This is a genomic window from Spirulina subsalsa FACHB-351 (assembly GCF_026130165.1).
Classification (GTDB): Bacteria; Cyanobacteriota; Cyanobacteriia; order Cyanobacteriales; family Spirulinaceae; genus Spirulina_A; species Spirulina_A subsalsa_A.
Genome location: NZ_JAIHOM010000064.1, coordinates 19,047 through 28,313 on the forward strand (window position 1 = coordinate 19,047; position 9,267 = coordinate 28,313).

Here is a 9,267-nt window from a genome sequence, read left to right on the forward strand (position 1 = left end):
GAGTGAATGGGGGAAGAGTTTGGGCGATCGCAGCCAATGGATTTCGAGAGGTGATCCGCGATCGCATTTTGTATCTACTCGGTTTATTCGGTTTGCTGCTAGTGGCCGCCGTGTCTTTTCTGCCAGAGGTTTCAGCCCTGACAGAGGACAAGATTTTTCTGGATTTTGGCTTAGGGATGATTGGTCTGCTAACCAGTGTTGTGGCAATTTTTGTCGGCACAAGCTTAATTAGTAAGGAAATTGAAAAGCATACGGTATTAGTGATGATTCCTAAGCCCGTGAGTCCCGCAGAGTTCATTGTGGGTAAGCATTTGGGACTCTGGATGGTCTTAGCGGTGCTGTTACTCAGTATGACGGGAATTTATCTGGGGTTGTTAGTGACCTCCAATATTTTATTTCCTCTGTCCTCCATTGCGTTATCTTTGCTCTACCTCTGGTTAGAATTGGGGGTGCTAGTGGCCACGGCCTTGATGTTTGGGGCCTTTACCAGTTCCCTGTTGGCGGTTTTGCTCTCCTTGGCCGTGTATGTCATGGGACATTTAAGCCCGGATTTGGTGGCCTTGGGGAAACTCAGCAAAAACCCCACCATTGAAGCTGTGACACAGAATCTCTATCTGGTGTTGCCGGATTTATCCCGTCTTAATTTCCGCAATGAGGCCGTTTATGGTTTAGTTCCAGAAGTGCCTGAATTGTTGGGGAGTGGGGCTTATGCGTTGGTTTATATGATTGCTCTGCTGACGTTGGCCATTCTCATTTTCTCCCGTCGGCAGTTTTAGCACTAGGAGGGGGGACGATACAATAAGGGTTTGAGGTGAACCCTTCAAGGGTCACAAACTCTATCTTGAAATGTCACTCATAGGACTCCCGTTAGATTGCGGAACGCAATTAACGGCGGGAGTGTTAATCTGCTCAATCTACCCATACAACAAATCCAACCATGTTAGAGGCCAAGCTAACTCAACTGCATACTTTATTTCAAGAAATGGATCGGGCCTTGATAGCCTATTCTGGGGGAATTGATAGTACCTTGGTGGCGAAGGTGGCCTATGATGTTTTAGGCGATCGCGCTTTAGCCGTCACAGCTATCTCTCCTTCCCTCCTGCCGGAAGATTTAGAAGATGCCAAAATTCAAGCGGCCACCTTGGGGATTCCACATCACTGCGTCGAAACCCACGAAATGAACAACCCCCAATATACGGCCAACCCGGTCAACCGTTGTTATTTCTGTAAAAGTGAACTCCACGACACCTTAAAACCTCTAGCCCAAGAATGGGGGTATCCTTATGTGATTGATGGGGTGAATGCGGACGACTTAAAAGACTATCGCCCCGGCATCCAAGCGGCCCAAGAACGAGGAGCGCGATCGCCTTTAGCCGAACTCAGCATCACAAAAACCGAAGTCCGCCAACTTAGTCAGCATTTAGGTTTACCCTGGTGGGATAAACCAGCACAACCTTGTCTGAGTTCTCGGTTTCCCTACGGCGAAGAAATAACCATCGCTAAACTGCAACGAGTGGGACGGGCGGAAGTGTACTTACGCCGATTAGGATTACAAAATATCCGCGTCCGTTCAGAAAAAGATACCGCCCGCATCGAACTCCCCCCCAGCGAGATCAAAGAATTTGTCTTAACAACAGATTTACCCACCCTCGTTCAAGCCTTCCAAGCATTAGGCTTTCTTTACGTTACCTTGGATCTCGAAGGATACCAAAGCGGCAAACTTAACCGGGTCCTAGAACTCGCTTCTAGCTCGGCGTGAAATGATGAGTAGTTCAGACAATGGCTGAATCCAAGAAAAAAGGCGATGATGTCGTTCAAGGGGTGTCCGTGGGATTGTTACTCTGGCTCTTTTTCCTCTTGGCACTTGTTGCCTTGGGCTATCAAGTCACCGTGAGCATCATTTTGGCAGGATTAGGCGGGTTTTCTGGAGGGTGGATTGTGGCCTGGTGGAATAGTGACGAACCGCCCCCAGAACTCGATCGGCAGAAAACCATGGAAGACCAGGCTGGTGAGCGACGAACCGCCCCCGGCATTGCCGAAGCCCAAGCACGGCGTAAATGTCGGGAACGCAGAACTCCTAGGGGGCGAGTGTTGCCCATTCCCCGCTTTATGTTTCAGAAACGGAAACGCCGTCGTTGAGAGGATATCAACGACAGGACATCAAAATCCTACAGGCTTCTTCCGTTTCACGAAACCTAATGACTGTTTACTGTTTTGACGAATCAATACAAAAACCTGTGTTAGTATCTTTTGTAAGATTTTAGTAACACTTTTATATAATACAGGAACAATGGGCAAGGTTCTGGTGCTGAACGCCTCCTACGAACCGCTCAACATCACGAGTTGGCGGCGAGCGGTCGTTTTGTTACTCAAGGGAAAAGCCGAACAGCTTGAGTTTGACACCCAAGAGATTTATACGCGCTTCCCTACCCCGACGGTGATTCGACTGCGTTATTATGTGCGAGTCCCTTACAAAGAGATTCCTTTAACCCGGAGAAACATTCTCGAACGAGATGACCACTCTTGTCAATACTGTCGTTTCCGAGGGGATAATTTAACCTTAGATCATGTAATTCCCCGTTCCCGAGGGGGAGGAGACAGTTGGGAAAACCTAGTGGCGGCCTGTGTGCGTTGTAACGTCCACAAGGGGAATCGGACTCCCAATGAAGCCCAAATGCCTTTACTCAGCCAGCCTCGTCGCCCCTATAGTAGTTTACATTTTGAAATTGCCCGCTATATTCGCAGTGGTCGCAATGAGGAATGGAAAAAATATGTGATTGGGATTTAGCCTGTAGGGGGTGGGAAAATATCAGGGATGCGAACACCTATCTCCAAAAATCCGGCACTTTTTCGTTCTTAAAACGGCTAGAATTATTGTCTCACAGTGATTAGAGTCCTGTTCAACCAGCCCTAATCCGTCAAGAGTAATCAGTAAACATCTTGATCAAGAACCAAGCTTATGGTTTAGACTTCCTGCTGCATAGCTTGAGGAGGAAAATCTTTTGCGATCGCAAATAGACGGACTTGGTATAATAAGAATTCCCGTAATCCCGACCGAGTTACCGGATATACTCCTTTCCGGACAGCCGATCTACTGGATTTACGGCGGATAGAGCAATCAACCGAAGCTCACGCGAAAGTTTATTTCAACCCATTAACTTCCTATGGTTCAAACTCCCACCCCTCAAGCTACCGAAAAACGCTCCAAACTCGAAGGCCTCAAACAACGGAGCCACTATCTGCGTGAACCTGTTGCGACAGAACTGTTGGAAGATACCACCCACTTCAGCGAAGCTGCCGTACAAATTCTTAAATTTCATGGGTCTTATCAACAGGACAATCGAGATAATCGGGTGAAAGGGCAGGAAAAAGACTATCAAATGATGTTGCGCACCCGCAGCCCCGGCGGGTTTATTCCCCCTGAACTCTATTTAACCCTAGACCGTCTCTCTAATGAATACGGCAACCATACCCTACGCACTACAACCCGCCAAGGCTTTCAGATTCACGGCATTCTAAAGAAAAACTTAAAAACGGTCATTAGTTCCATCGTGAAAAGTATGGGCTCCACCTTGGGTGCTTGTGGGGACTTAAACCGCAATGTCATGGCTCCCCCAGCCCCCTATAAAAACCGCCCAGACTATATTTATGCTTGGGATTATGCGGATCGGATTGCCGATTTATTAACCCCCCAAACCGGAGCCTATTATGAAATTTGGCTAGATGGGGAAAAGGTAATCAGTGCCGAAGAAGCGCCAGAAGTGAAAGCCGCCCGACAACGCAACGGCAACGGTACGATTTTCCATGAGGGGGAAGAACCCATTTATGGCACTCAGTATATGCCCCGGAAATTTAAGTGCTGTGTGACGGTGCCGGGGGATAACTCGGTGGATCTCTATACCCAAGATGTGTGTCTGGTGGTAATGACCAATGAACAAGGGGAATTAGAGGGCTTTAATGTCTATGCTGGAGGGGGTTTAGGGCGGACTCACAATAAAGAGGAAACCTTTGCCCGGCAAGCGGATGAAATTGGCTATGTGGCAAAGGAGGATATTTATGATTTCATGAAAGCCATTGTGGCCACACAACGGGATTATGGCGATCGCGTCAATCGTCGTCATGCCCGGATGAAATACCTCATCCATGACTGGGGTGTAGACAAATTCCGCAGCAGGGTAGAAAAATATTTTGGTCGTCCCATTGAACCCTTTAAACCCCTCCCCGCTTGGCAATACGAGGATTATTTAGGCTGGCACGAACAAGGAGACGGCAAACTCTTTTTAGGCCTCTCCATTGATAATGGTCGGGTGAAAGATGAGGGAGATTTTAAACTAAAAACCGCCCTCCATGCCATTGTGCAGCAGTTTAACCTGCCCATGCGTCTCACCCCGAACCATAACCTGATCCTCTACGAAATTGACCCCGGATTTAAAGACACCATTCAGGCCATTTTTGATCAGTATGGAGTCGTGACGGATCCCCAGAAAATCCCCACCTTGACCCGTTATGCGATGGCCTGCCCCGCTCTACCTACCTGTGGGCTAGCCATTACCGAGTCAGAACGAGCCATTCCGGGCATTCTCGACCGGATTCAAGGGGTCCTCAATCAAGTGGGACTCGGAGAGGAAAAAATCGTCATTCGCATGACGGGATGTCCTAATGGGTGCGCCCGTCCTTATATGGCAGAATTGGGCTTTGTAGGCAGTGCGCCGGAAAGTTATCAAATCTGGTTAGGGGGGACTCCTCATCAAACCAAACTCGCTCGCCCTTATATTGACCGTTTGCCCATTCGGGATCTGGAAATCTTCCTTGAACCTCTGTTTGTGTATTTCAAGCAGGAGCGGCAAACCGGGGAGAGTTTTGGAGAGTTTTGCGATCGCGTCGGTTTTGATGCCCTTCGTCAATTTGCCGCCCAATACCAAGAATCTGCAAACACAGCCCGTAAAGGTCGTAAAATCCGTTATCGCATTGGTGTTCATGATGAAGTCTACGAAAAACTCAAAGTCGCCGCCCAAAATCAGAATAAATCCATGACCCAATTAGTGGCAGAAGCCCTCGACGCTTATCTTTAACGAGGGAACAGGGAATAGGGAATAGGGAATTGTTCCCCCCTCTCCCCTGCTCCCCTGCTCCCCTGCTCCCCCTCTCCCCTGCTCCCCTGCTCCCGACTCCCCGAGTTATTCAGCAAGCCCTAAATACAATGGGGGCGTTCAAATGAACGCCCCCTGCTTCCCTGATGAATTCATGAGTTCTATTCTTGGTATTGTAGCAACCAATTAAACTTCGCTTGGGCTAACTCCAAACGTTCAACTTCCGTCTCCTCAAAAGACTCGTGTTCCTCATAAAGTTGTGCCACATCGATACCATAGCCCAAACGCTTGATCGTGCCGCGCATCCGATCGGAGAGACATAAAGCCAAACCTCGGTAAAAACGCGCTGCAAAACCGATACTTTTTTGCAGTTGTAGCACCAAATGCCAGCGAGGAATGGAGAGAATCACCGATTCCGTAGCCGCTTGTACCGTTGCCACCGGAACCTGTTGATCGAGAAACGAAACTTCCCCGATTAACTCCCCTGTGCCGATTTTAGCCAGAGGGCGATTCCCCAACAAAATATTAAACTCCCCATCAAGAACAATATAAATTGCCATGGAGGGCTGTCCCTCATGAATTAAAATCTGTCCGGGTGCAATGGTTTCCTTTTTCCCCATCCTCAGCATCCAATCGAGATCATCATTATTCAACTCACCTAGCATCAACAATGCTTTGCGGCGTTTAATTGTCATGGTTTTGGTTTTCTCCATAACTTCCCCTTTTGCTTCTATCTTCCTCATTGTATGCCCGATCCCTGATAGATTTTCAGGTTTAATCCTCCCAAACCGGACGAATGAGCATCAAGAGCCTATCAGATTTGGGAGAGAGGGACACTCAATGGGAGAATAGAAAAACTGTCAATTTTTAACTTGAACCTTTAATTACTCATGGATGACATTCTGCCCATCATCTATATATCTACCCTATTGGTCTTACTGGCGGGGGTAGCGGTCTTTCTGTTTCAGCAGATTTTCCGCACCCGTCGCCAAGAAAGTCGCTTTTCCAAACTGCAACGGCAACTCGAACAGGAACAAGGCACAGCCGAGGAGTATTATGAACTGGGCAGCCTGTATTTAGACAAAAAGCTCTTTGTACAAGCTGTAAAATTGTTACAAAAGGCGTTAAAAACGGCTGAGAAAGAAGAAATTCCCGCAGAAAACGCCGCCTTAATCTACAATGCCCTTGGGTTTGCCTACTTTTCTCAGGAACAGTATGATTTAGCCATTCGCCATTATAAAGATGCGATCAAACTGTATCCCGAATATGTGATTGCTTTAAACAATTTGGGTAATGTCTATGAAAAGAAAAAGCTGGTCAGTCCGGCCTTAGAAGCTTATGAGGCTTCCCTGCAATATGATCCGCAAAATGCGATCGCCAAGCGCCGCGCCGAGTCCCTGCGTAAACGAGTGGGCAGCGCGTCCTAATGGATGAGAAAGGCGCAATTTTTGAAAACCCCTAGAAAAATAACCCTTATGGATATTAAACAAGGCTTTGTCGGCACAGTTGGGAATACCCCCCTGATTCGTCTCAATAGTTTTAGTGATGAAACCGGATGCGAAATTCTCGGGAAAGCCGAATTTCTTAATCCCGGAGGATCGGTGAAAGACCGCGCCGCCCTGTATATTATTGAAGATGCGGAAAAACAAGGACTACTCAAACCCGGTGGCACCGTCGTTGAAGGCACCGCAGGCAATACAGGCATCGGTTTAGCCCATATCTGCAATGCTAAGGGCTATAAATGCTTGATTATTATTCCCGAAACCCAATCTCAGGAAAAAATGGACCTATTGCGCACCCTCGGGGCGGAAGTTCGTCCGGTGCCTGCGGTTCCCTATAAAGACCCTAACAACTACGTTAAACTCTCAGGACGACTGGCCCAAGAAATGGAAAACGCGATCTGGGCGAATCAGTTTGATAATTTAGCCAATCGGAACGCCCACTATGAAACAACCGGGCCCGAAATTTGGCAACAAACGGAGGGAAAAGTCGATGCTTGGGTGGCCGCTACCGGAACCGGGGGAACCTATGCCGGGGTGGCGTTATTCCTCAAGGAACAAAATCCTGATGTTCGTTGTGTGGTGGCTGACCCAATGGGGAGCGGTCTTTATAGTTATGTGAAAACCGGGCAAATTAACCCCGAAGGGAGTTCCATCACGGAAGGGATTGGCAACAGCCGCATTACAGGCAATATGGAAGGAGTCCCCATTGATGATGCGATTCAAATTGATGACCCCGAATGTTTAAGGGTGGTTTATCAACTGCTGCGCAAAGATGGGTTATTTATGGGTGGGTCCGTGGGGATTAATGTGGGGGCTGCCTATGCCTTAGCCAAACAACTCGGGCCCGGTCATACTATCGTAACGGTGCTGTGTGATGGTGGTTCTCGCTATCAGTCCAAGTTGTTTAATGAAGCTTGGTTAAAAGAGCGCGGTTTATGGCCCGAGGGTGTGTAGGGCGGGATTTTATCCTATAATGGGAGATTGCGAATAAATATCATGGAGGATTTTCATGTCTCGTAAGTGCCAAGTCACGGGTAAAAAAGCCAATAATGGCTATGCCGTCTCCCACTCCCACCGTCGCACGAAAAAGCTGCAACAGGTTAATCTCCAGTGGAAAAAAATCTGGTGGCCTGAAGGCAATCGTTGGGTTCGTCTGAAACTGTCTACGAAAGCGATTAAAACCATTCAAAAAAAAGGATTACAAGCGGTTGCCCAAGAGGCTGGCCTCAATCTCAATCACTATTAATTCCATCCGTGTGTGGTCTGGTTTTTGCCCATCCCCTCTACTCTGAGTTGGGGATGGGTTATATTTTTGGGGGCTAATAAATAGGGTCTGCTGAATAACTTGGGGAGCAGGGGAGCAGGGGAGAGGGGGAGCAGGGGAGCAGGGGAGCGGGGGAGCAGGGGAGAGGGGGAGCGGGGGAGTCGGAGATAATTGTCAATTATCAATTATCAATTGTCAATTATCAATTCCCTTGTTGAGTCTAGCGTTGGGCTTTTTCAGCAAGCCCTAAATAAGGGTCTTCTTTGCACATTAAGAGGAGAAAAATGATGAAGCGAGCATTGGTCACAGGCGCGAACGGATTTACTGGCTCTCACCTCGTTAAGGCCTTAGTGGGGCGGGGGGTGGAGGTGGTGGCCTATGTGCGGGCTTCCAGTAACTTGGAACGCTTGGCTGGGGTAGAGGTAGAGTGGGCTTATGGGGATATTGGCGATCGCCAAGCCCTAGACCGCGCCCTAGAAGGCGTTGATACCGTCTTTCACACGGCCGCCTATGTGGAATTGGGCATTGTAGACGCGGCGAAAATGGAACGAGTGAACGTCGAAGGCACCCGCACCCTGTTAGCTGCCGCCCAAGCCGCCGGAGTGTCTAAAATGGTCTATTGCAGCACCATCGGCATCTATGGCGACACCCGAGGTCAGATTATTAACGAAACCTTCCAACGGCAACAACAAGGCTTTTCTTCTGCCTATGACCGCACCAAATACCTCGCCCAGCAATTAGTCGATCAAGCCGCCCGCCAAGGCTTTCCCGTGGTTAGTGTCATGCCGTCGGGGATATTTGGCCCCGATGATCCTCACTTTGGTCCGGTGATTCACCTGTTCCTGAAAAAACGCTTAAAATTCTGGTTAGGGGGCGATCGCATTACAGGCATTGTTCACGTCGATGATCTCGTCACCGCCATGATTCTAGCCGCCGAAAAAGCCCCCACCGGAGAACATTACATCATTTCCGCCGGAGAACTCCCCAGCCGGGAAATGTTCCGCCTTTTGAGCCAAGCGACAGGCATCCCCACCCCCCACGAAGCCCCCAAACCCCTCGTTGTAGTCGTTGCCTCAATTTTAGAAGTCCTCGGGCGGCTTTTTAACTGGAATCCCCCCATTGGTCAGGAGCGATTACACTACGTTTATGAACGATGTGTGCGGGTGGATGGCAGCAAAGCCCGAAAAGCCCTCAACTGGCAACCTCGAACCGTTGAGGAGGTTTTGTTAGAGTTTCTGCCGTGAACAGTAATCAGGAAACGGAGCATTCTCGTGCCATCCTTCTGTTGACACTCCACTGCCTAAAGGCGAGTGGATTCTTTCCTCATAGACTCTTGTCTAGCCAATCAGAAATTGACCCCGACAGAACGTCTCCGAAAGCATTTTGAATCACGGGCTGTCCGACCGCGATT

The 9,267-nt window shown here is 48.8% G+C and carries 10 protein-coding genes; 9 read left to right on the forward strand and 1 reads right to left on the reverse strand.

The window, feature by feature from the left end; genetic code table 11:
- Positions 1-2: 2 nt before the first annotated feature.
- The 5 genes from K4A83_RS13585 to sir all read left to right on the forward strand — a co-directional run bounded on the left by K4A83_RS13585 (position 3) and on the right by sir (position 5,072).
- Positions 3-776 (forward strand): ABC transporter permease, encoded by a 774-nt coding sequence (locus K4A83_RS13585; protein WP_265265134.1) that lies wholly within the window; start codon positions 3-5, stop codon positions 774-776.
- 161 nt (positions 777-937) lie between these two features.
- Positions 938-1,759 (forward strand): ATP-dependent sacrificial sulfur transferase LarE, encoded by an 822-nt coding sequence (larE, locus tag K4A83_RS13590; protein WP_265265136.1) that lies wholly within the window; start codon positions 938-940, stop codon positions 1,757-1,759.
- A 20-nt stretch (positions 1,760-1,779) separates the two neighbouring features.
- The gene (locus K4A83_RS13595) at positions 1,780-2,139 is read left to right on the forward strand and encodes a hypothetical protein (protein WP_265265137.1); all 360 of its coding nucleotides are present in this window, start codon (positions 1,780-1,782) and stop codon (positions 2,137-2,139) included.
- Positions 2,140-2,290: 151 nt separating this feature from the next.
- Positions 2,291-2,788, forward strand: coding sequence for an HNH endonuclease (locus K4A83_RS13600; RefSeq protein WP_265265138.1), 498 nt, complete (start codon positions 2,291-2,293; stop codon positions 2,786-2,788).
- Between the two features lie 376 nt (positions 2,789-3,164).
- On the forward strand, positions 3,165-5,072 hold the full coding sequence (gene sir, locus K4A83_RS13605) for a sulfite reductase, ferredoxin dependent (RefSeq protein ID WP_265265140.1): 1,908 nt from the start codon (positions 3,165-3,167) through the stop codon (positions 5,070-5,072).
- Between the two features lie 179 nt (positions 5,073-5,251).
- Here the strand turns inward: sir and K4A83_RS13610 are convergent, their stop codons facing one another.
- Positions 5,252-5,785, reverse strand: a complete 534-nt coding sequence (locus K4A83_RS13610; protein ID WP_265265141.1) for a cyclic nucleotide-binding domain-containing protein — start codon at positions 5,783-5,785, stop codon at positions 5,252-5,254.
- A gap of 195 nt (positions 5,786-5,980) precedes the next feature.
- Between K4A83_RS13610 and K4A83_RS13615 the strand changes: the two genes are divergently transcribed.
- The 4 genes from K4A83_RS13615 to K4A83_RS13630 all read left to right on the forward strand — a co-directional run bounded on the left by K4A83_RS13615 (position 5,981) and on the right by K4A83_RS13630 (position 9,100).
- Positions 5,981-6,517 carry a tetratricopeptide repeat protein gene (locus K4A83_RS13615; RefSeq protein WP_265265143.1) on the forward strand — a complete coding sequence of 179 codons (537 nt, stop codon included), beginning with the start codon at positions 5,981-5,983 and terminating at the stop codon, positions 6,515-6,517.
- 48 nt (positions 6,518-6,565) lie between these two features.
- Positions 6,566-7,546 (forward strand): cysteine synthase A, encoded by a 981-nt coding sequence (locus tag K4A83_RS13620; RefSeq protein ID WP_265265145.1) that lies wholly within the window; start codon positions 6,566-6,568, stop codon positions 7,544-7,546.
- Positions 7,547-7,601: 55 nt separating this feature from the next.
- Complete coding sequence (gene rpmB / locus K4A83_RS13625; protein WP_017303787.1) at positions 7,602-7,838, forward strand: 50S ribosomal protein L28; 237 nt, start codon at positions 7,602-7,604, stop codon at positions 7,836-7,838.
- A gap of 305 nt (positions 7,839-8,143) precedes the next feature.
- Complete coding sequence (locus K4A83_RS13630; protein ID WP_407810033.1) at positions 8,144-9,100, forward strand: NAD-dependent epimerase/dehydratase family protein; 957 nt, start codon at positions 8,144-8,146, stop codon at positions 9,098-9,100.
- Positions 9,101-9,267: the final 167 nt, after the last annotated feature.